Here is a 20,140-nt window from a genome sequence, read left to right as displayed (position 1 = left end):
GGCCCCTGCCGTTAAAGCCTCTCATTAGCCGCGCGAACCGCTGCAATGCAAGATCCTGTTAAAACAACAACATATGACGCCGACTGGCTATCGATTCCTGGAAAAAAGGGGCCTTAACAGGCCCCTTTCTACTGAAACTCGCCAGATTAGCGACGCAGACCCAGACGTTCAATCAGGGTAGTGTAACGCGCTACATCCTTACGCTTCAGGTAGTCCAGCAGCTTACGACGCTGGGAAACCATACGCAGCAGACCACGACGACCATGGTGGTCTTTCTTGTGTTCGGCAAAGTGACCCTGCAGATGGTTGATCTGCGCAGTCAGCAAAGCAACCTGAACTTCGGTAGAACCACTGTCGTTAGCATCACGACCGAAGTCTGCAACGATCTTAGCTTTAGCTTCAACACTTAGAGACATAAGTACTCCAGAATTAAGTATAGATAAAAAAACGAGCGCCGATCTCTAATTCAGCCACTCAGGAATCAAGCCGCATTATTCTACTCTTAGCCCGATTCGATAGCAAGGCGACAAAATTTTGCTTATTGCGGGAACTCAACCACCAGACGACGCGGAGCGACCCGGCCGTCGTCATCGATGTCGCCAACGCCGATGAAGCGATGCTCCTCGCCTTCGGTAATGCGCACCATGCCCTGAGACGGCGCGTTTGCCGTCTGTACCGCCTGCCCCAGTTTGAGGTAACCGGCCACCACCGGGAGCAGGTTCACTTCAGGGAAATCCAGCACTGCGCTGTCCATCGGCAGCAACAGCGGATCCAGACGCTCGCGCGGCGCGCTTTCGTCGGCCTGAGCCTGCGCCAGCAATGCGTTGAGACGATCCAGCGTCACCATACGCTCAATGGGATAAGTCGCGACCTGCAGCCGACGCAGGAAGCTCACGTGCGCGCCGCACCCCAGCTTTTCGCCCAAATCATCGATGATGGTGCGAATATAGGTTCCTTTGGAACAGTGGATCTCCAGCTCCAGCTCAAGACCTTCCCAGCGGATAAATCGTAGTTCATAAACGGTAATATCGCGCGCTTCTCGTTCCACCACCAGTCCCTGGCGCGCATATTCATACAGCGGACGCCCCTGGTGTTTAAGTGCGGAATACATGGAAGGCACCTGCTGAGTGGTGCCGCGGAAGCTGTCCAGCGCCTGCTCCAGCTCGTCCGCGCTGAAGGCGACATCTCGCTCGGCGATAATGTTGCCTTCGGCATCCGAGGTATCGGTACGCTGGCCAAGGCGGGCCACTACGCGGTAGCGTTTATCCGAATCCAGCAGATAACGGGAAAACTTCGTCGCTTCCCCGAGGCAAATCGGCAGCATGCCGGTGGCCAGCGGATCCAGCGCGCCGGTGTGACCGGCCTTGTTGGCATTAAAGATGCGCTTTACTTTCTGCAGCGCGTCGTTAGAGGAAAGACCGTGCGGTTTATCCAGCAACAGAACGCCGTGAACGTCACGGCCGCGACGACGAGGACGACTCATCAGGATTCCTCGTCATGGCCTGATGCGGAGCGACGTTCGGCATCTTTCTTCACGACATCGCTCACCAGGTTGGACATACGCATGCCTTCCACCAGCGAACTGTCGTAGGCGAAGGTCAGCTCAGGCACCACGCGCAGGCGCATCGCTTTGCCGATCAGGCTGCGGATAAAGCCAGATGCGTCCTGCAGCGCCTTCACGCCGGTGATAATACGCTGCGGATCGTGATCGTCGGTCAGCACATCAAGGAACGTGACGTAGACTTTCGCATAGGCTAAGTCACGGGAGACTTCGACACCGGACACCGTCGCCATACCAACGCGCGGATCTTTCACCTCACGCTGCAAAATAATCGCTATCTCTTTTTGCATTTCCTGCGCGACACGTTGCGTGCGGCTAAATTCTTTTGCCATGATAAATTCTCCAGACAAAGCGGGGGGCTCAACGGCCCCCCTGGTGAATAACGTAGATTATCGCTGCGCGAGTCTTAGTCGATGGTGCGTTTGATCTCAATCGTTTCAAAAACTTCGATCACGTCGCCGGCACGAACATCATTATAGTTCTTCACGCCGATACCACATTCCATGCCGTTACGCACTTCGTTGACATCATCTTTGAAGCGGCGCAGGGATTCCAGCTCGCCTTCATAGATCACGATGTTTTCACGCAGCACGCGAATAGGATTGTGACGTTTCACCACGCCTTCGGTCACCATACAGCCGGCGATGGCGCCGAACTTCGGCGATTTGAACACATCGCGCACTTCGGCCAGACCGATGATCTGCTGTTTATACTCAGGCGACAGCATACCACTCATCGCCTGCTTCACTTCGTCAATCAGATCGTAGATAACGGAGTAATAACGCAGATCCAGACTTTCGGTTTCCACCACGCGACGCGCGGAGGCGTCGGCACGGACGTTGAAGCCAAGGATGATGGCGTTGGAAGCCGCCGCCAGCGTGGCGTCCGTTTCGGTAATGCCGCCCACGCCGATGCCCACGATTTTCACTTTCACTTCATCAGTGGACAGTTTCTGCAGCGCGTCGGAAATAGCTTCGCTCGAGCCCTGAACGTCGGCTTTCAGCACGATGTTCAGTTCGGAAACTTCGCCTTCCGTCATGTTCGCAAACATGTTTTCCAGTTTGGATTTCTGCTGACGCGCCAGTTTAACTTCGCGGAATTTACCCTGACGATAGAGAGCCACTTCACGCGCTTTTTTCTCGTCGCGCACCACGGTCGCTTCGTCACCTGCGGCCGGCACGCCGGACAGGCCCAGAATCTCAACCGGGATAGACGGACCGGCTTCGGTAATTTCGCGCCCCAGTTCGTCACGCATCGCACGCACACGGCCGTATTCGAAACCGCACAGCACGATATCGCCTTTATTCAGCGTACCTTCGCGCACCAGCACGGTGGCAACCGGACCGCGGCCTTTATCCAGGAAGGATTCAATGACCACGCCGCTCGCCATTCCTTTGCGGATCGCTTTCAGCTCCAGCACTTCGGCCTGCAGCAGAATCGCATCGAGCAGTTCATCGATACCGGTTCCGGCTTTGGCGGAAACGTGGACAAACTGCGACTCGCCGCCCCACTCTTCCGGCATGATGCCATACTGAGACAGCTCGGTTTTCACCCGATCAGGATCGGCTTCCGGCTTATCGATCTTGTTGACCGCAACCACAACCGGCACCTTAGCGGCTTTAGCATGCTGGATAGCTTCGATGGTCTGCGGCATCACGCCGTCATCGGCGGCCACCACCAGCACGACGATATCCGTCGCCTGGGCGCCGCGGGCACGCATCGCGGTAAACGCGGCGTGGCCGGGGGTATCCAGGAAGGTGATCATGCCGTTATCGGTCTCAACGTGATAAGCACCGATATGCTGGGTAATCCCGCCCGCCTCGCCGGCGGCGACTTTGGTTGAGCGAATATAGTCCAGCAGAGAAGTTTTACCGTGGTCGACGTGGCCCATGATGGTCACGACCGGCGCGCGCGATTCAGCCGCGGCCATACCGGTGTCGCGGTCGCTCATCACCGCTTCTTCCAGCTCGTTTTCACGACGCAGGATGACTTTGTGGCCCATTTCTTCCGCCACCAGCTGCGCGGTTTCCTGGTCGATGACCTGGTTAATGGTCGCCATGGCGCCCAGCTTCATCATGGTTTTAATAACCTGAGAGCCTTTAACCGCCATTTTGTTGGCCAATTCCGCCACGGTGACGGTTTCGCCGATCACTACGTCGCGGTTAACCGCCTGCGCCGGCTTGGTGAAGCTCTGCTGCAGAGTGCTCGGTTTACGTTTGCCCTTACCGCCGCGGGTAACGGCGCGCGCTTCTTCGCGATCGGCTTTGGATTCAGACAGGCGGTTGCCTTTCTTCTGTTTGGTCGCCTTACCGCCGCGCGTGCGGCTGCGGCGATCGCCCTCAACCTTGCGGTCGTTTTCATCTTCCGCCTGACGGGCATGCTGCGAGGTGGTGACATGATAATCAGCCGTTTCCACTTCTTCCGGCGCGGAATCTTTCCAGGCGCCCGTTTCGGCCATCTTACGCGCCTCTTCGGCCACGCGACGCGCATTTTCTTCAACTTTGCGCTGCGCTTCTTCTTCCGCTTTGCGTTTCAGCTCGGCGGCCTCGGCTTCACGGCGGGCCTTTTCGGCCTGCAACGGCCGGGCAATCGTTTCGTTTTGTTGGTTGGTCACTTTTTCTTTTTCCGCTACTTCACGCTTAGCTTGTTCAGCGGCCTCACGTTTGGCTTGCTCTTCAGCAGCACGTTTCGCCTGGTCTGCAGCTTCGCGTCGGGCTTTTTCTTCCGCCTCGCGTTTAGCCTGCTCTTCAGCGACTCGTTGCGCCTGTTCTTCCGCTTCACGCCGTGCCTGCTCTTCCGCCGCTGACTGATCAGCTTCCAGAGGATCGCGTTTCACATAAGTGCGTTTCTTGCGGACTTCTATCTGCACCGATTTACTTTTACCCCCGGTGCCCGGAATATTCAAGGTACTACGCGTTTTACGCTGCAACGTCAATTTTCCTGACGCCTGACCGCGCTCCCGGTTCAGGTGCGCCAGTAGCGTTTCTTTCTCGTGCTGGGTCACAGAATCCGACGCAGACTTGGTTACACCCGCGTCAGCAAACTGCTGTATCAGGCGGTCAACCGAAGTCTGAATCTCTGCGGCCAGCGATTTTACGGTTACATCTGTCATGCTGTTCCTTTCCTGCTACAGTTCGTTATTCATTTTCGTCGCCAAACCAACAGATATTACGGGCGGCCATAATCAGCTCACCGGCTTTTTCATCATCCAGCCCTTCAATATCTCTCAGGTCGTCGACACCCTGCTCAGCAAGATCTTCCAGCGTACAAACACCGTGCGCAGCCAGACTGAACGCCAGCTCACGCGCCAGACCCGGCAGGCCGAGCAAATCATCTGCGGGTTTTCCGGCGCCCCGGCTCTCTTCCTGAGCCAGAGCCAGCGTAGTCAGTGCGGCCTTCGCGCGTTCGCGCAACGCTTCGACAGTCTCTTCGTCCAGACCGTCAATCTCCATCAGCTCTTTAATTGGCACGTAGGCCAGTTCTTCGAGCGAGGAGAAGCCTTCCTCCACCAGCACGGTGGCAAACTCTTCGTCAATATCCAGATACTTCGTGAAGATATCAATCGCGGCATGCGCTTCGGCCTGGTGTTTGGCCTGCAGATCTTCGATGGTCATTACGTTCAGTTCCCAGCCGCTCAATTGAGAAGCCAGACGAACGTTCTGGCCGTTACGGCCAATGGCCTGCGCCAGATTACCCGACTCAACGGCCAGGTCCATGGTGTGGTTATCTTCATCCACCACAATTGAAGCCACATCGGCCGGCGCCATAGCATTAATAACGAACTGAGCCGGATTATCATCCCACAGCACGATATCAATACGTTCCCCCGCCAGCTCGCTGGAGACGGCCTGAACGCGCGCGCCGCGCATCCCGACACAGGCGCCGACCGGGTCGATGCGCTTGTCGTTAGTCTTAACGGCAATCTTCGCGCGGGAACCCGGATCGCGAGCGGCGGCTTTAATTTCAATCACTTCTTCGCCGATTTCCGGCACTTCAATGCGGAACAGTTCGATCAGCATTTCCGGACGTGAGCGGCTGACAAACAGTTGGGCGCCGCGCGCTTCGGGGCGAACGGCATACAGTACGCCGCGCACCCGGTCGCCCGGACGGAAGTTTTCGCGCGGCAGCATGTCTTCGCGGCCAATCACGGCTTCCGCATTATTGCCCAGATCCAGCGAAATGCTGTCGCGATTCACTTTCTTCACCACGCCGGTAACGATTTCGCCTTCCTGCTCGCGGAATTGCTCAACCACCATGGCGCGTTCGGCTTCACGCACTTTCTGCACGATAACCTGTTTCGCGGTCTGCGTAGTGATGCGGTCGAAGGTGACGGACTCAATCTGATCTTCGATGTAGCCGCCCAGCTCGATAGACGGATCTTCAAACTGCGCCGCTTCAAGCGTGATTTCACGCGTCGGCTGAGTCACTTCATTTACGGCCACCCAACGACGGAAGGTATCGAAGTCGCCGGTTTTACGATCGATGCTGACGCGCACATCGATTTCCTGTTCGTACTTTTTCTTGGTTGCAGTCGCAAGCGCAATCTCCAGCGCTTCGAAAATCTTTTCACGCGGAACGGCTTTTTCGTTGGAAACAGCTTCTACAACAGCCAGAATCTCTTTATTCATCCTAGTTGCCTCATCCAAACTTTAAAAGTGGGGTACAAGATTCGCTTTCTGGATGTTGCTCAGCGCGAATACTTCATCTTTGCCTTCCACTGTTACGGTAATCATTTCGCCTTCAACGGCCTTGATTACCCCTGACCATTTGCGGCGATTCTGCACGGCCATGCTCAGCACCAGAGTGACCTCTTCACCCAGAAAACGCGCATAGTGTTCGGCGGTAAACAACGGGCGTTCGAGGCCAGGAGAAGACACTTCCAGGTTATAGGCAACCGTGATCGGATCTTCTACGTCCAGCACTGCGCTGACCTGGTAGCTAACATCAGCGCAATCATCAACAGTGATGCCCTTTTCACTATCAATATAGATACGCAGCGTTGACTGACGAGCCCGGACAAACTCAATGCCAACCAGTTCAAAACCCAGTGCGGCGACCGGCTCTGAAATCATCGCTGTTAATTTTTGCTCTAATGTGGACAAGCCCACCCCCAAGACATAAAAAAAGGGCCTAATAGCCCAGTGATTCTGTTGTCTAATAACAAAAAACCCCGAAATGTCGGGGCTTTTATGCAACTGGACCCTATTAACCGCCAGATAAAACGACGGTATACCTCTCGGTCAAGATTTTTTTCAAAAACCTACTGGGTAAACGCAGACAACCTGCTGAACAGTCTGTTTGAAAAAAAAACTTACCGGGAAGTTTAAAACTGGTTGCGGGGGCCGGATTTGAACCGACGACCTTCGGGTTATGAGCCCGACGAGCTACCAGGCTGCTCCACCCCGCGCCTGAAAATGAACGTGGCGAATAATACGCTGCCCACTATAAAATAGCAAGGTATACCCGTTATCCTTCAGGTTGCAGATACGCTGTCGGCGCTTGCGGAGCGGGCGGCTTAGCGGTGTAAACTCGCCAGCATCCACTCGCCGGCCGTCTTCCTGCAACTCGAATTATGTATAAGGTATACCGTAATACCAACGGCGCGCCGCGACCGGCAAAAGGCGGCGGAAAGAATAGACTACACAGAAAAAAGCCAGCGAGACAGCGTTTCCCGCCTTTTACTAAATAAAAAAAGACGTCCACGACGTCTTTTTTTATTACTGAGTATTGGTACCGAGGACGGGACTTGAACCCGTAAGCCCAATCGGGCACTACCACCTCAAGGTAGCGTGTCTACCAATTCCACCACCTCGGCATCGCAATTTTTTCTTTATCGCGGCGGAGCCATCGCATTTCCCGCCCGACTATCGCACTTAGCGAGGAATATCACTGGAAGGCGCGGCGGGTGCCGTCGGCGCAACCGACTCGCTTTTCTCTGGCTGGCTCAGGTTTTCCCATTCGCCGCCAGTTTTGCTCTGGTGCGAACTCATGTTGCCCAGAACCAGGCTAATAATAAAAAACAGTGTCGCCAGCGCCGCCGTCATCCGCGTCATGAAGTTGCCGGAACCGCTGGAACCAAACAGCGTGGCGGACGCGCCCGCACCAAACGACGCGCCCATGTCAGCGCCTTTACCTTGCTGCAGCATGATCAGCGCGACAAGCGCGATAGAGACCAGCAGGAAGATGACTAAAAGAGCTTCGTACATGATTGTACCTGTTACCGGTTTTCCCCGCGCAGGCGGAGACAAAAAATTTTTGCGGCATCACCGCGTGTAACCGCTTTTATGTCGGCGGGAGTAATCCCTGCTCAAGCGGGTCTGAATACTAACCAAAGGCTTGGGCCTACGCAAGGGTAATTTAGCCCAGCCCGATCGATCGCAGAAAAAAACAGCGGCCGGGCGAATAAAAGAGAGCGACCAGCCCGGCCGACGCCGCCAGGCAGCGCCGGCCGCGCGGGCTCAACCGGCCGCTTTTACCGCGTCGGCGATACGGTTCGCCAGTTGCGTCACCTGAGCCTCATCCTCGCCTTCCACCATGACGCGAATCAACGGCTCCGTTCCCGATTTGCGCAGCAGTACGCGACCGCGCCCCGCCAGCGTGCTTTCCACCTCGTGCATCACCTGTTTCACCGTTTCATCGTTCAACGGATCGCACTGGCCGGAGAAACGTACATTAACCAGAACCTGCGGAAACAGCTTCATCCCGCTGCACAGATCGTGCAGGCTCATATGGTTTCTCACTATCGCAGTGAGCACTTGCAAACCAGCGATAATCCCGTCGCCGGTGGTGGTCTTATCGAGCAAAATCACGTGGCCCGAGTTCTCGGCGCCAATGCGCCAGCCTTTTTCCTGCATGGTTTCCAGCACATAGCGGTCGCCTACCCTGGCGCGGGCAAACGGGATGCCCAGCTGTTTAAGCGCCAGTTCCAGTCCCATATTGCTCATCAGCGTGCCGACCGCGCCGCCGCGCAGCTGGCCCTGACGCAGCCCTTCGCGCGCGATGATGTAAAGGATCTGATCGCCGTCGACCTTGTTGCCCAGGTGATCCACCATAATCAGGCGGTCGCCGTCGCCGTCGAAGGCCAGACCCGCATCGGCCTTTTCCGCCAGCACGCGCGCCTGCAGCTGCGCGACATCAGTGGCGCCGCATTTTTCATTAATATTCATGCCGTCCGGCTGACAGCCGATGGAAATCACGTTGGCGCCCAGTTCGCGCAGCACGCTGGGCGCGATATGGTAGGTCGCGCCGTTGGCGCAGTCGACCACCAGCTTCAGCCGGTTGAGGCTCAGCTCGCTGGGGAAAGTACCTTTACAGAATTCAATATAGCGCCCGGCGGCATCCACGATACGGTTTGCTTTGCCCAGCTCCGCCGACTCGACGCAGGTCAACGGTTTTTCCAGCTCGGCTTCAATCGCCTCTTCCACTTCATCCGGCAGTTTAGTGCCGTCGATCGAGAAGAATTTAATCCCGTTGTCGTCATAAGGATTGTGCGACGCGGAGATGACGATACCCGCCTCCGCGCGAAAGGTGCGCGTCAGATAGGCTACGGCGGGCGTCGGCATCGGGCCGGTAAACGAAGCGGATAATCCGGCGGCGGCCAGACCGGCCTCCAGAGCGGATTCCAGCATATAGCCGGAAATACGCGTATCCTTGCCGATAATCACCTTGCGCGAGCCATGGCGCGACAGCACTTTCCCGGCGGCCCAGCCCAGCTTCAGGACAAAGTCTGGCGTGACCGGACTTTCTCCCACTTTGCCGCGCACGCCGTCGGTGCCAAAGTATTTACGATTTCCCATAGTGTTCTTTATTCCTTCGCTGAAAGTGTAGCTTCGACAATGCGCATCGCCTCAACGGTTTCTTTCACATCATGAACCCGGATGATCTTAGCCCCCTGCATGGCGGCAATAACCGCGCAGGCCACGCTGCCGGTGACTCGCTGCAGCGGCGGCACATGAAGCAATTGACCGATCATTGATTTTCTCGACATACCCACCAGCAACGGCAGGCCAAAACGATGCAATTCATTAAGATGGGCCAGCAGCCGGTAATTATGCGACAGATCTTTGCCGAAGCCGAAACCTGGATCCAATATCAGTTTGTTTTTCGGAATATTGCTCGCCGCGCAGCGCGCGATCTGCTGCTGAAAAAAATCGCCCACCTCCGCCAGCAAATCATCATAGTGCGGCGCCTGCTGCATGGTGCGCGGCAGCCCCTGCATGTGCATCAAACATACCGGCAGCCCCGTCGCCGCCGCCGCTTCCAGCGCGCCCGGCTCATTCAGCGCGCGGATGTCATTAATTAAGTGAGCGCCCGCTTGCGCGCTGGCCGTTATCACTTCTGGCTTGGAGGTATCCACCGAAATCCAGCTGTCGAAACGCTGCGCCAGCGCTTCCACCACCGGCACCACGCGATCCAGTTCTTCAGCGGTGCCGACCCCGGCGGCGCCCGGCCGGGTAGATTCCCCGCCGACATCAATGAGCGTGGCGCCGGCGGCAATCATCTCCTGAGCATGAAACAGCGCGGCGTCCAGCGTATTGTGGCGACCGCCGTCAGAAAAAGAATCGGGCGTCACATTCAGAATGCCCATTACCTGCGGATAAGACAGATCAAGGCAGGAATCCCTGGCGATCAGCTGCATAGCGTTATTCCTCAAAATCTTTAGCGCGCCGCATAGCGGCCCGGCGCAATTAGCAAAAAACCCCGGAACCAGTCCGGGGTTTTATCAAACATCAGGCATCAGGCGAACGGAGTCCGTCACATGCAGCGCTTACTTACCCGACGGCTGAGACAGCGTATTACCGGCGTTCGGCGTACCGTCTGGCTCATCAATCGACTTCGGCGCCTTCGGCGTACCGTCATTGCCCTGCCCGCCGCCCGAGGTGGGTTTTTCCCAGCCAGCCGGCGGACGCACGTCTTTACGCGCCATCAGATCGTCGATCTGCGGGGCGTCGATGGTTTCATATTTCATCAATGCATCCTTCATCGAATGCAGGATATCCATATTCGCCATCAGCAGTTCCCGTGCGCGCTGATAGTTGCGCTCAATCAACGATTTCACTTCCTGATCGATAATGCGCGCCGTTTCATCGGACATATGCTTGGCCTTGGCCACGGAACGGCCGAGGAATACCTCACCCTCTTCCTCCGCATACAGCAACGGCCCCAGTTTTTCCGAGAAGCCCCACTGCGTCACCATATTGCGCGCAATAGAGGTGGCGACTTTAATGTCGTTAGACGCGCCGGTTGAGACCTTATCCACGCCGTAGATAATCTCTTCGGCCAGACGACCGCCATACAGCGTTGAGATCTGACTTTCCAGCTTCTGACGACTGGCGCTGATGGCGTCCCCTTCGGGCAGGAAGAAGGTGACCCCCAGCGCGCGGCCGCGCGGAATAATCGTCACTTTGTGCACCGGGTCGTGTTCCGGCACCAGACGGCCGATAATCGCATGGCCGGCTTCATGGTAAGCGGTCGACTCTTTCTGTTCTTCCGTCATCACCATTGAGCGACGTTCCGCGCCCATCATGATCTTGTCTTTGGCTTTCTCAAACTCAACCATCGACACCACGCGCTTGTTGCCGCGTGCGGCGAACAGCGCCGCCTCGTTGACCAGGTTGGCCAGATCGGCGCCGGAAAAGCCCGGCGTCCCGCGCGCAATCACCGACGGCTCGACATCCGGCGACAGCGGCACGCGGCGCATATGCACCTTCAGGATCTGTTCGCGGCCGCGTACGTCCGGCAGCCCAACCACAACCTGACGGTCGAAACGGCCCGGACGCAGCAGAGCCGGATCCAGCACGTCGGGACGGTTAGTCGCGGCAATCACGATAATGCCTTCGTTGCCTTCGAACCCATCCATCTCGACCAGCATCTGGTTCAGAGTCTGTTCGCGTTCATCATGACCGCCGCCCAGACCGGCGCCGCGCTGACGACCGACCGCATCGATTTCATCGATAAAGATGATGCACGGCGCAGCTTTCTTAGCCTGCTCGAACATGTCGCGCACGCGGGAAGCGCCGACGCCGACAAACATTTCTACGAAGTCGGAACCTGAAATGGTGAAAAACGGCACTTTCGCCTCGCCGGCGATGGCTTTCGCCAGCAGCGTTTTACCTGTCCCCGGCGGGCCGACCATCAGCACGCCCTTCGGAATTTTACCGCCCAGCTTCTGGAAACGGCTCGGTTCACGCAGGTATTCGACCAGTTCGCTGACTTCTTCTTTCGCTTCGTCGCAACCCGCGACATCGGCAAACGTCGTCTTGATCTGGTCTTCCGTCAGCATCCGCGCCTTGCTTTTACCAAACGACATGGCGCCTTTACCGCCGCCGCCCTGCATCTGGCGCATAAAGAAAATCCAGACGCCGATCAGCAACAGCATCGGGAACCAGGAAATAAAGATAGAGGTCAGCAGGCTCGGTTCTTCCGGCGGCTCGCCAACCACTTTCACATTCTTCGTAAACAGGTTATCCAGCAGCTTGGGATCGTCGACAGGGATATACGTCGTGTATCGGCTGCTATCTCTTTTGATAACATTAATCTCACGACCGTTAATACGCGCTTCGCGCACCTGATCCTGATTCACTTCAGTTAAAAAGGTTGAATAATCCACCCTACGGCCATTCGACTCGCTGGGCCCAAAGCTCTGGAATACGGACATCAGCACGACTGCGATGACTAGCCAGAGAATCAGGTTTTTCGCCATGTCACTCAAGGGATTAACCTCATATTACAACTGTGTTAAAAAACAGCGTTAGGGTACTACAGTTTGCGCCCTGTCGCTACAATATAGACTTCACGTGATCGAGCGCGCGAGGCCTCTGGCTTACGAATCTTGACCTTCGTAAACAGGGAGCGAATTTCCCGCAGGTATTCATCAAAACCTTCTCCCTGAAACACTTTCACCAGGAAACTTCCGCCTGGCGCCAGTACATCACGACACATATCCAGCGCTAATTCAACCAGATACATCGATTTAGGAATATCGACCGCCGGCGTACCGCTCATGTTCGGTGCCATATCGGACATGACTACCTGAACTTTACTACTTCCTACCCGTTCCAGCAGCGCATTCAGCACTATTTGATCACGAAAATCGCCCTGCAGGAAATCGACGCCGACGATAGGATCCATCGGCAAAATATCACAGGCGATAACCCGTCCGCCGCCGCCGATTTGCGTGACCGCATACTGCGACCAGCCGCCCGGCGCCGCGCCTAAATCCACCACGGTCATGCCCGGTTTAAACAGCCGATCGCCTTGCTGTAGTTCATCAAGTTTAAACCAGGCGCGCGAACGAAGCCCCTTTTTCTGCGCCTGCTGTACGTATTTATCGCTAAAATGTTCCTGGAGCCAGCGACTGGAGCTTGCAGAACGCTTGTTGTTAGCCATCTTGTTTCCCAACTATCCTGAATTCAACGCTCCTGGTGAAACAGCCCCTTCTCATCTTTTATCATATCGGCTACATACCGATTTGGTGATAAGCATGAGATGGCGGTAGAATGACCCGTTTTCAATCCCAACCGAAGCAAAAAAGACAATGAATCTAAGCAACAAACAAAAACAGCACCTGAAAGGCCTGGCCCATCCGTTAAAACCGGTGGTCCTGCTGGGCAATAATGGCCTGACCGAAGGTGTACTGGCCGAGATTGAACAGGCGCTTGAGCATCACGAGCTCATCAAAATCAAAATCGCCGCTGAGGAACGTGAAACCAAAGCGCTGATCATTGATGCGATTGTTCGTGAAACCGGCGCCAATAATGTGCAGGTTATCGGCCACACGCTGGTGCTGTATCGTCCGTCGCAAGAACGTAAAATCGTGTTGCCACGCTAACACGTTCGGTTTTATCCCCGACGCCTTCCGCATACCGGCGCCCGGCCACTGAACGTCTCTTCTGCGCTTAGCGTACCAAGCGGGGAAAACCAGTGCGCCTGCGGCCTGAAAGGCGTTGGGTTTGCTGTAGCCCGGCAGCACTTTACAAAAAGGTGCCATGGCTCCGTGCCAGAGAAAAGGCCGCAAGCGGCCTTTTTCTTTTCTTTACAAATTTTGTTGTTTTAACCGGCGGAACAACAGAATTTACAGATATTCGACCTTCACGATCTCATACTCCACCTGACCGCCCGGCGTGGTGATCACCACCACATCGTCCTGCTCTTTACCGATCAGGCCGCGCGCGATTGGCGAGTTCACCGAGATCAAATTCTGTTTAAAATCAGCCTCGTCATCGCCCACAATGCGATAAGTCTGCTCTTCTTCGCTATCCAGATTCAGCACCGTAACCGTCGAACCAAAAATAACGCGCCCGTTGGCGGCCATTTTAGTGACGTCAATAACCTGGGCGTTGGACAGCTTGGCCTCAATTTCCTGAATACGGCCTTCGCAGAAACCCTGCTGCTCGCGCGCGGCATGGTATTCCGCGTTTTCTTTTAAATCGCCGTGTTCGCGCGCTTCGGCAATCGCCGCAATAATTTCTGGCCGGCGGACGCTTTTCAGGTGATCAAGCTCTTCGCGCAGTTTCTCTGCGCCACGTAACGTCATCGGAAATTGTTTCATATAATCAATACCTCAGAAAAATCTGTACTGCTTTTAATAACCGTCATCCTGACGTTTGAAAATCAATGTAAGACGGTGCGTTCAGCCAGTATTCATCTGGCAATACACAAAAGCAAGCTAACCCGAAAACCAGTTTCAGGTCAGCTTCAATTTGCATTTTGATACGTATTTTAACCCAGAGTTCCCTGGTGGTCATCGTTTACTTTAACCCTTGATGCGCCGTAGTATGACCGCACGTTAACCCCGTTGCTCACTGAGATTATGCGTTTTTCATCAATCGTCGCCGGGCTGGCCTGCGCCGTTGTGCTGCGTGCTCACGCAGCGAACGTACAGGATTACACCCAATATTTGCCGGACGGAGCCAATCTGGCTCTGGTTGTACAGAAAGTAGGGGCGACCTCGCCCGTGATCGATTTTCATAGCCAGCAAATGGCGCTGCCGGCCAGTACGCAAAAAGTGCTGACCGCGCTGGCCGCGCTCCTGCAACTGGGCCCGGACTACCGCTTTGCGACCACGCTGGAAAGCCACGGCTCGATCAGCGGCGGCACCCTGCGCGGCAGCTTGATCGTGCGTTTCAGCGGCGACCCGACGCTGAAACGCCAGCAGTTGCGCAATATGGTGCAGGAGCTAAAAAAACGCGGCGTTCAGACGATCGACGGCGATGTCATGATCGATACCTCGGCGTTCGCCAGCCATGACAAAGCGCCAGGCTGGCCGTGGAACGATATGACGCAGTGCTTCAGCGCGCCGCCCGGCGCCGCCATTGTCGACCGCAACTGTTTCTCGGTTTCGCTCTACAGCGCCCCCAGAGCAGGCGATAACGCTTTTATCCGCGTAGCCTCCTACTATCCGGTGCAAATGTTCAGCGAAGTCAAAACGCTGGCCAAAGGCGCGCCGGAAGCGCAGTACTGCGAACTGGACGTGGTGCCCGGCGAACTCAACCGCTTTACGCTGACCGGCTGCCTGACCCAGCGCAGCGAGCCGCTGCCTCTGGCCTTTGCAGTGCAGGACGGCGCCAGCTATGCCGGCGCCATCGTCAGGGAAGAGCTGACGCAGGCCGGGATCGACATGCGCGGCAGTTTACGGCGCCAGACGCAGCCCGGTCCGGCCGGCGCCGTGCTGGCCCAGACGCAATCGGCCCCGCTGCACGATCTGCTGACCATCATGCTGAAAAAGTCCGATAACATGATTGCCGATACCGTGTTCCGCACCATCGGCCGCGAACGATTCGGCGTGCCGGGCACCTGGCGGGCGGGCGCCGACGCGGTGCGCCAGGTGCTGCGCCAGAAGGCCGGCGTCGATCTGGGCAACAGTATTCTGGTGGACGGCTCAGGCCTGTCGCGCCATAACCTGATCGCCCCGGCGACCATGATGCAGGCGCTGCAGTACATCGCACAAAATGACCAGCAGTTGAACTACATCACCATGCTGCCGCTGGCCGGCTACGACGGAACGCTGCGCTATCGCGGCGGGCTGCACGAGGCGGGCGTCAACGGCAAAGTATCGGCCAAAACCGGCGCCCTGCAGGGCGTTTATAACCTGGCGGGCTTTATCACCACCGCCAGCGGCCAGCGCATGGCGTTCGTTCAGTACCTGTCCGGCTACGCCGTGCCGCCGGAAGATCAAAGCACGCGCCGCGTCCCGCTGGTGCGTTTCGAAAGCCGGCTATACAAGGACATCTACGAGAACAACTAACCGCCTATTTCACCGTTGCCGCGGCGTACAACCAGGGCTCCATCAGGACTTCGTCGCTTTTGTCCCGTGAAATGACGCGCCGCCGCGCTGCGCCGCCCGCCCGGCGACGCCGGCGCACTCCGCGCGCGCAATCCAGCGGTAGCCGCAGGCCGCCAGAAAAGCGCCGATAAACCAGCTGAAGTTCGCCACCGCGTGCAGCGCCGGAATAAAACTGATAACGAGACCAATCGCCACCGCCGGCAACAGCGCCGCCACCGCCTTTGGATTGAAACCGCCGCGATACCAATATTCGCCCTGCGGCGTAGCGTTAAACAGATCGTTGGTCGAAATCCGTCCGCGCTTGATCAGGTAGAAGTCCGTCAGCAGAATACCGAACAGCGGACCGATAAAGGCGCCCAGCACATCCAGCGTGTAGTGAATAAGCTCCGGCGACTGGAACAGATTCCAGGGCGTCAGCAATACCGATCCCACGGCGGCGATCATTCCGCCGGTGCGAAAGCTAATCCTCTGCGGCGAGCAGTTGGAAAAATCGAAGGCGGGGGAGACAAAGTTCGCCACAATATTGATGCCGATGGTGGCGACAATCATCGTCAACAGTCCGATGGCGACCGCCAGGCTGCTGTCGACTCGGCTGACGGTTTCAATCGGATCGGTGATCATTTCGCCGAACAGCGATTGAGTGCCCGATACGATCACTACGGTCACGATCGAAAACAGCAGAAAATTAAACGGCAGCCCCCAGAAATTACCGCGCCGGACTTCCTCCATGTTTTTGCCATAGCGCGCAAAGTCGCCAAAGTTCAGCAGCGGGCCGGAGAAATAGGACACCACCAGCGCCGTGGCGGTCAGCATCTGAAACGCCTGCTCGCCGCCGCTCAGCGATTTATTCGCCAGCGTAAAGGAAATGCCGTCGAAACCGGTTTGATACAGAATCCAGCCGGCCAGCGCGAACATCACGACATAGACTGCCGGACCGGCGATATCGATAAAGCGTTTAATCGCGTTCATCCCGTGCCAGAACACCATCGCCTGCAGCAGCCACATCATGCCGAAACACAGCCAGCCCAGCGTCGACAGCCCAAGCCACGACGTATGCGTCAGCGGCGTCAAAGAAGGCCAGAATTTGAGCGCCACCAGCATCAGCGCATTGGCCGCCAGAAAAGTTTGTATACCATACCAGGCAAAAGCGATCAGCCCGCGGATCACCGCGGGGATATTCGCGCCAAATACGCCAAACGCCTGACGGCAGACCACCGCATAGGGGACGCCGGCCATCTGACTCGGTCTGGCCACCAGGTTAGCGCAAATCTGCACTATGCAAATACCGACCAGCAAACACAACAATACCTGCCAGCTGGCCAGACCGAGCGCGAAGAAACTGGCGGCGACCACATATCCGCCCATACTGTGTACATCAGACATCCAAAAAGAAAAGATATTGTACCAGCCCCAGTTCTGCTGGCGGGTTGGGGCAAGATCATCATTACACAACCGCGGGCTGTATTCGGCGCCGGCCCCATCGACCGACGTCGTCTTAACATGTTGAATATCTGGCATGAAACCTGCTCCTCTGAATGTGATTGTTAGCTATACACGGACAAATACGTTGCAGGATTCAGGCCATATTCGATATTTTTGTATACAAAAATAAAAATATAAGTATACGATCATTGTATCCAATATCTTTACCGGAGCAGGTGATGAAGAGTGAAACAGGACTGAAAACGTCGGCAGATCTGATGGATAAGGACGAACCGATCTATCAGGCGCTGCTGACGGCGATCGTCGAACATCAGCTACCGCCAGGCAGTAAGCTGCCCGAGGAAGCGCTATCCGAGGTGTTCGGCGTGAGCCGTACCGGTATTCGCAAAGTGTTGCAGCGCCTTGCCGCGGTGCAAATGGTGACGCTGACGCCCAAACGTGGTGCGCAGGTAGCCACGCCGGGCATGGAAGAGGCGCAGGATATTTTCCGCAGCCGCTCGTTGATCGAATGCGCCAACCTGCCCTTCGTGCTGGAACACTGTCGTTCGACGCATCTGGTGGCGCTGGAACGGCTGAATCAGCAGGAGCAACAGGCGCATCTCGATTACAACGGTCCCGCCGCCATTCGGCTGTCCGCCGCTTTTCATATTCAGCTGCAGGCCATTTCCGGCAATCAGGTGCTGACCGAACTGGTCATGCGCCTGAGCCAGCGCTCTTCGCTGGTGGTTGCCGCCTGGGGCGCGCCCTGGCAGCAAGGCTGCCGCTGCGACGACCACGATCGGATCATTGCGCTGCTGCGCGAAAAAGCGCTGCAGCCGCTGACCGACGCGTTGCGCCATCATTTTGATCACATTCTCGCCAGTCTGCGCTTTGAACGCAGCGGCGAAACCGTACCGGATTTCGCCCGGCTGTTCGCCCGGCAGAAAGAGAGTTGAAATGGCAAAGCAGATTATTCAGGTGATTAATCCCAACACCAGCCAGGCGATGACCGAAACGATCGCTCAGGCCGCGCGCGCCGTGGTCTCGCCCGCCAGCGAAATTCTGGCTGTTTCGCCGTCGGCCGGGGTCGCCTCTATCGAAGGCCACTTCGACGAGGCGATCGCCGCCGTTGGCGTGCTGGAACAGATTAAGGCCGGGCGCGAACAGGGCGTTTGCGGACATGTCATCGCCTGCTTCGGCGATCCTGGCTTGCTGGCCGCCCGGGAGCTGGCGCGGGGGCCGGTAGTGGGCATCGCCGAGGCCGCGATGCATATGGCGAGCATGGTGGCCACGCGATTTTCTATCGTCACGACCTTGCCGCGCACGCTGATTATCGCCCGCCATCTGCTGAGGCAATATGGGTTTGAACACCAGTGCGCGGCGTTGCACGCCATCGACCTGCCGGTGCTGGCGCTGGAGGACGGCTATGGGCTGGCGCGGCAAAAGGTACGCGAATATTGTATACAATCAAAACGTCAGGATGGCATCGGCGCTGTCGTACTGGGCTGCGGCGGCATGGCGACGCTGGCGCGCGAACTGACGCTTGAATTAGGCATACCCATAGTTGATGGCGTCGGCGCCGCCGTCAAAATGGTGGAGTCTTTGCTGGCTCTCGGTCTGACGACCAGCAAGCACGGCGATCTGGCATGGCCAGTGGCGAAATCCCTGAGCGGCCCGTTCAGCGCGCTGAACTGATCCCGCTCATCCCCCGTTACCGCATCTGATCAGGACAATGACCATGAACCCGTCTGACAAACAGCAGGAATACGATTTTAATCAGGATTACCCGCGCGACATGATCGGTTATGCCGGCCGGCCGCCGCACGCCGCCTGGCCGGGCGGTGCGCGTATCGCCGTCCAGTTCGTACTCAACTATGAAGAGGGCGCGGAGAATAACGTACTGCATGGCGACGGCGGCTCCGAACAGTTTCTCTCCGATATCATCGGCGCCGCCAGCTACCCGCAACGCCATATGTCGATGGAGTCGCTGTATGAGTACGGTTCGCGCGCCGGTTTCTGGCGCATCCATCATGAATTTCAGCGGCGAGGCCTGCCGTTGACTATATTCGGCGTCGCCATGGCGCTGGCGCGCCATCCGCCGGTGGTTGAAGCGATCAAAGCGGCGCATTACGACGTGGTCAGCCACGGCTGGCGCTGGCTGCACTATCAGGATATGGACGAAGAGAGCGAACGTCGTCATATGCAACTGGCGGTGGAAACGCTCACCCGCCTTTTCGGTCGCGCGCCGTCCGGCTGGTATACCGGACGCGACAGTCCGGCCACGCGCCGGCTGGTGGTTGAGCACGGCGGGTTCACCTACGACAGCGATTACTATGGCGACGATCTGCCCTTCTGGACGCGGGTCGCCTGTAGCAATGGCGCGGTGAAACCGCACCTGATCATTCCCTATACGCTGGAAGCGAACGATATGCGCTTCGCCACGCCGCAGGGATTTAACACGGCAGAACAATTTTATACCTATCTGAAGGACAGTTTCGATGTGCTGTACGAGGAAGGCGCAACACAACCCAAAATGATGTCGATCGGCATGCATTGCCGGCTGTTGGGTCGGCCAGGACGCTTCCGCGCGCTGCAGCGCTTCCTGGACTATATCCAGCGACATGAAAAGGTGTGGATCTGTACGCGCGAGGAAATTGCCAGCCACTGGCTACGACACCATCCGGCGCCGGAAGACTGACAGTCAAAAAAGGACGGCCGAAACGCGCTTTCGTCTGCTGGCAACGTTCGTTATCAAGGGAGAACGCGGCGAGGAAGCGTAGCGGCGTTAGCCGCCGGAATGCCCCCTAGTGCGGCAGGTCCGGGTATCCCGGACCGATCGGCGAATTGTCAGCGGCCGCAGAGAGGCGGACTGA

18 protein-coding genes and 2 tRNA genes are annotated in these 20,140 nt (G+C 57.0%); 5 read left to right on the top strand and 15 right to left on the bottom strand.

What is annotated here, in order from left to right; translation table 11 throughout:
* Positions 1-146: 146 nt before the first annotated feature.
* The 13 genes from rpsO to rlmE form a co-directional block, all read right to left on the bottom strand.
* On the bottom strand, positions 147-416 hold the full coding sequence (gene rpsO / locus FJU30_RS03025) for a 30S ribosomal protein S15 (protein ID WP_150433711.1): 270 nt from the start codon (positions 414-416) through the stop codon (positions 147-149).
* 122 nt (positions 417-538) lie between these two features.
* Positions 539-1,483, bottom strand: coding sequence for a tRNA pseudouridine(55) synthase TruB (gene truB / locus FJU30_RS03020; protein ID WP_150433712.1), 945 nt, complete (start codon positions 1,481-1,483; stop codon positions 539-541).
* The gene (rbfA, locus tag FJU30_RS03015; RefSeq protein WP_150433713.1) at positions 1,483-1,893 is read right to left on the bottom strand and encodes a 30S ribosome-binding factor RbfA; all 411 of its coding nucleotides are present in this window, start codon (positions 1,891-1,893) and stop codon (positions 1,483-1,485) included. Before rbfA ends, truB begins: the two co-directional genes overlap by 1 nt.
* A gap of 74 nt (positions 1,894-1,967) precedes the next feature.
* On the bottom strand, positions 1,968-4,673 hold the full coding sequence (gene infB, locus FJU30_RS03010; RefSeq protein WP_150433714.1) for a translation initiation factor IF-2: 2,706 nt from the start codon (positions 4,671-4,673) through the stop codon (positions 1,968-1,970).
* Between the two features lie 25 nt (positions 4,674-4,698).
* On the bottom strand, positions 4,699-6,189 hold the full coding sequence (gene nusA / locus FJU30_RS03005; RefSeq protein WP_150433715.1) for a transcription termination factor NusA: 1,491 nt from the start codon (positions 6,187-6,189) through the stop codon (positions 4,699-4,701).
* Between the two features lie 21 nt (positions 6,190-6,210).
* The gene (rimP, locus tag FJU30_RS03000) at positions 6,211-6,663 is read right to left on the bottom strand and encodes a ribosome maturation factor RimP (protein WP_150433716.1); all 453 of its coding nucleotides are present in this window, start codon (positions 6,661-6,663) and stop codon (positions 6,211-6,213) included.
* A gap of 228 nt (positions 6,664-6,891) precedes the next feature.
* Positions 6,892-6,968 (bottom strand) — tRNA-Met (locus tag FJU30_RS02995).
* Positions 6,969-7,289: 321 nt separating this feature from the next.
* Positions 7,290-7,376: transfer RNA gene (locus FJU30_RS02990), tRNA-Leu, on the bottom strand.
* Between the two features lie 58 nt (positions 7,377-7,434).
* Positions 7,435-7,767 carry a preprotein translocase subunit SecG gene (gene secG / locus FJU30_RS02985; protein WP_150433717.1) on the bottom strand — a complete coding sequence of 111 codons (333 nt, stop codon included), beginning with the start codon at positions 7,765-7,767 and terminating at the stop codon, positions 7,435-7,437.
* A 252-nt stretch (positions 7,768-8,019) separates the two neighbouring features.
* Positions 8,020-9,357, bottom strand: coding sequence for a phosphoglucosamine mutase (glmM, locus tag FJU30_RS02980; protein ID WP_150433718.1), 1,338 nt, complete (start codon positions 9,355-9,357; stop codon positions 8,020-8,022).
* 8 nt (positions 9,358-9,365) lie between these two features.
* Entirely contained in the window at positions 9,366-10,199 is an 834-nt protein-coding gene (gene folP / locus FJU30_RS02975; protein ID WP_150433719.1) for a dihydropteroate synthase, read from the bottom strand.
* A 129-nt stretch (positions 10,200-10,328) separates the two neighbouring features.
* Positions 10,329-12,272, bottom strand: a complete 1,944-nt coding sequence (gene ftsH / locus FJU30_RS02970) for an ATP-dependent zinc metalloprotease FtsH (RefSeq protein ID WP_191091517.1) — start codon at positions 12,270-12,272, stop codon at positions 10,329-10,331.
* A 47-nt stretch (positions 12,273-12,319) separates the two neighbouring features.
* Positions 12,320-12,949, bottom strand: a complete 630-nt coding sequence (rlmE, locus tag FJU30_RS02965) for a 23S rRNA (uridine(2552)-2'-O)-methyltransferase RlmE (protein WP_150433721.1) — start codon at positions 12,947-12,949, stop codon at positions 12,320-12,322.
* A 148-nt stretch (positions 12,950-13,097) separates the two neighbouring features.
* Here rlmE and yhbY point away from each other — a divergent pair, with 148 nt between their 5' ends.
* Positions 13,098-13,391 (top strand): ribosome assembly RNA-binding protein YhbY, encoded by a 294-nt coding sequence (gene yhbY, locus FJU30_RS02960; RefSeq protein WP_150433722.1) that lies wholly within the window; start codon positions 13,098-13,100, stop codon positions 13,389-13,391.
* A 243-nt stretch (positions 13,392-13,634) separates the two neighbouring features.
* Here yhbY and greA read toward each other — a convergent pair whose 3' ends face one another.
* Positions 13,635-14,111: a transcription elongation factor GreA gene (gene greA / locus FJU30_RS02955; protein WP_150433723.1), complete on the bottom strand. Its 477-nt coding sequence runs from the start codon at positions 14,109-14,111 to the stop codon at positions 13,635-13,637.
* Between the two features lie 261 nt (positions 14,112-14,372).
* Here greA and dacB point away from each other — a divergent pair, with 261 nt between their 5' ends.
* Positions 14,373-15,806: a serine-type D-Ala-D-Ala carboxypeptidase gene (gene dacB, locus FJU30_RS02950; RefSeq protein WP_150433724.1), complete on the top strand. Its 1,434-nt coding sequence runs from the start codon at positions 14,373-14,375 to the stop codon at positions 15,804-15,806.
* A 42-nt stretch (positions 15,807-15,848) separates the two neighbouring features.
* Here dacB and FJU30_RS02945 read toward each other — a convergent pair whose 3' ends face one another.
* Positions 15,849-17,363, bottom strand: coding sequence for an NCS1 family nucleobase:cation symporter-1 (locus tag FJU30_RS02945; RefSeq protein WP_150433725.1), 1,515 nt, complete (start codon positions 17,361-17,363; stop codon positions 15,849-15,851).
* 143 nt (positions 17,364-17,506) lie between these two features.
* Here FJU30_RS02945 and FJU30_RS02940 point away from each other — a divergent pair, with 143 nt between their 5' ends.
* From FJU30_RS02940 to puuE, 3 genes are read left to right on the top strand one after another with little or no spacing between them, the layout of a single operon-like run.
* A complete protein-coding gene (locus tag FJU30_RS02940; protein WP_150433726.1) occupies positions 17,507-18,223 on the top strand; it encodes a GntR family transcriptional regulator in 717 nt (238 codons plus the stop codon).
* A gap of 1 nt (position 18,224) precedes the next feature.
* Positions 18,225-18,962, top strand: a complete 738-nt coding sequence (locus FJU30_RS02935; RefSeq protein WP_150433727.1) for an aspartate/glutamate racemase family protein — start codon at positions 18,225-18,227, stop codon at positions 18,960-18,962.
* A gap of 43 nt (positions 18,963-19,005) precedes the next feature.
* Positions 19,006-19,965 carry an allantoinase PuuE gene (gene puuE / locus FJU30_RS02930; RefSeq protein ID WP_150433728.1) on the top strand — a complete coding sequence of 320 codons (960 nt, stop codon included), beginning with the start codon at positions 19,006-19,008 and terminating at the stop codon, positions 19,963-19,965.
* Positions 19,966-20,140 lie beyond the last annotated feature (175 nt).

The sequence above is a fragment of the Affinibrenneria salicis genome, from assembly GCF_008710095.1.
This window is presented reverse-complemented; position numbering and strand designations above follow the sequence as displayed.

Coding starts and splice junctions, on each gene's coding strand:
- rbfA (WP_150433713.1), bottom strand. CDS start 1,893: ATGGCAAAAGAATTTAGCCGCACGCAACGTGTCGCGCAGGAAATGCAA.
- secG (WP_150433717.1), bottom strand. CDS start 7,767: ATGTACGAAGCTCTTTTAGTCATCTTCCTGCTGGTCTCTATCGCGCTT.
- FJU30_RS02940 (WP_150433726.1), top strand. CDS start 17,507: ATGAAGAGTGAAACAGGACTGAAAACGTCGGCAGATCTGATGGATAAG.
- folP (WP_150433719.1), bottom strand. CDS start 10,199: ATGCAGCTGATCGCCAGGGATTCCTGCCTTGATCTGTCTTATCCGCAG.
- FJU30_RS02945 (WP_150433725.1), bottom strand. CDS start 17,363: ATGCCAGATATTCAACATGTTAAGACGACGTCGGTCGATGGGGCCGGC.
- glmM (WP_150433718.1), bottom strand. CDS start 9,357: ATGGGAAATCGTAAATACTTTGGCACCGACGGCGTGCGCGGCAAAGTG.
- yhbY (WP_150433722.1), top strand. CDS start 13,098: ATGAATCTAAGCAACAAACAAAAACAGCACCTGAAAGGCCTGGCCCAT.
- rpsO (WP_150433711.1), bottom strand. CDS start 416: ATGTCTCTAAGTGTTGAAGCTAAAGCTAAGATCGTTGCAGACTTCGGT.
- puuE (WP_150433728.1), top strand. CDS start 19,006: ATGAACCCGTCTGACAAACAGCAGGAATACGATTTTAATCAGGATTAC.
- dacB (WP_150433724.1), top strand. CDS start 14,373: ATGCGTTTTTCATCAATCGTCGCCGGGCTGGCCTGCGCCGTTGTGCTG.
- truB (WP_150433712.1), bottom strand. CDS start 1,483: ATGAGTCGTCCTCGTCGTCGCGGCCGTGACGTTCACGGCGTTCTGTTG.
- FJU30_RS02935 (WP_150433727.1), top strand. CDS start 18,225: ATGGCAAAGCAGATTATTCAGGTGATTAATCCCAACACCAGCCAGGCG.
- rlmE (WP_150433721.1), bottom strand. CDS start 12,949: ATGGCTAACAACAAGCGTTCTGCAAGCTCCAGTCGCTGGCTCCAGGAA.
- infB (WP_150433714.1), bottom strand. CDS start 4,673: ATGACAGATGTAACCGTAAAATCGCTGGCCGCAGAGATTCAGACTTCG.
- greA (WP_150433723.1), bottom strand. CDS start 14,111: ATGAAACAATTTCCGATGACGTTACGTGGCGCAGAGAAACTGCGCGAA.
- nusA (WP_150433715.1), bottom strand. CDS start 6,189: ATGAATAAAGAGATTCTGGCTGTTGTAGAAGCTGTTTCCAACGAAAAA.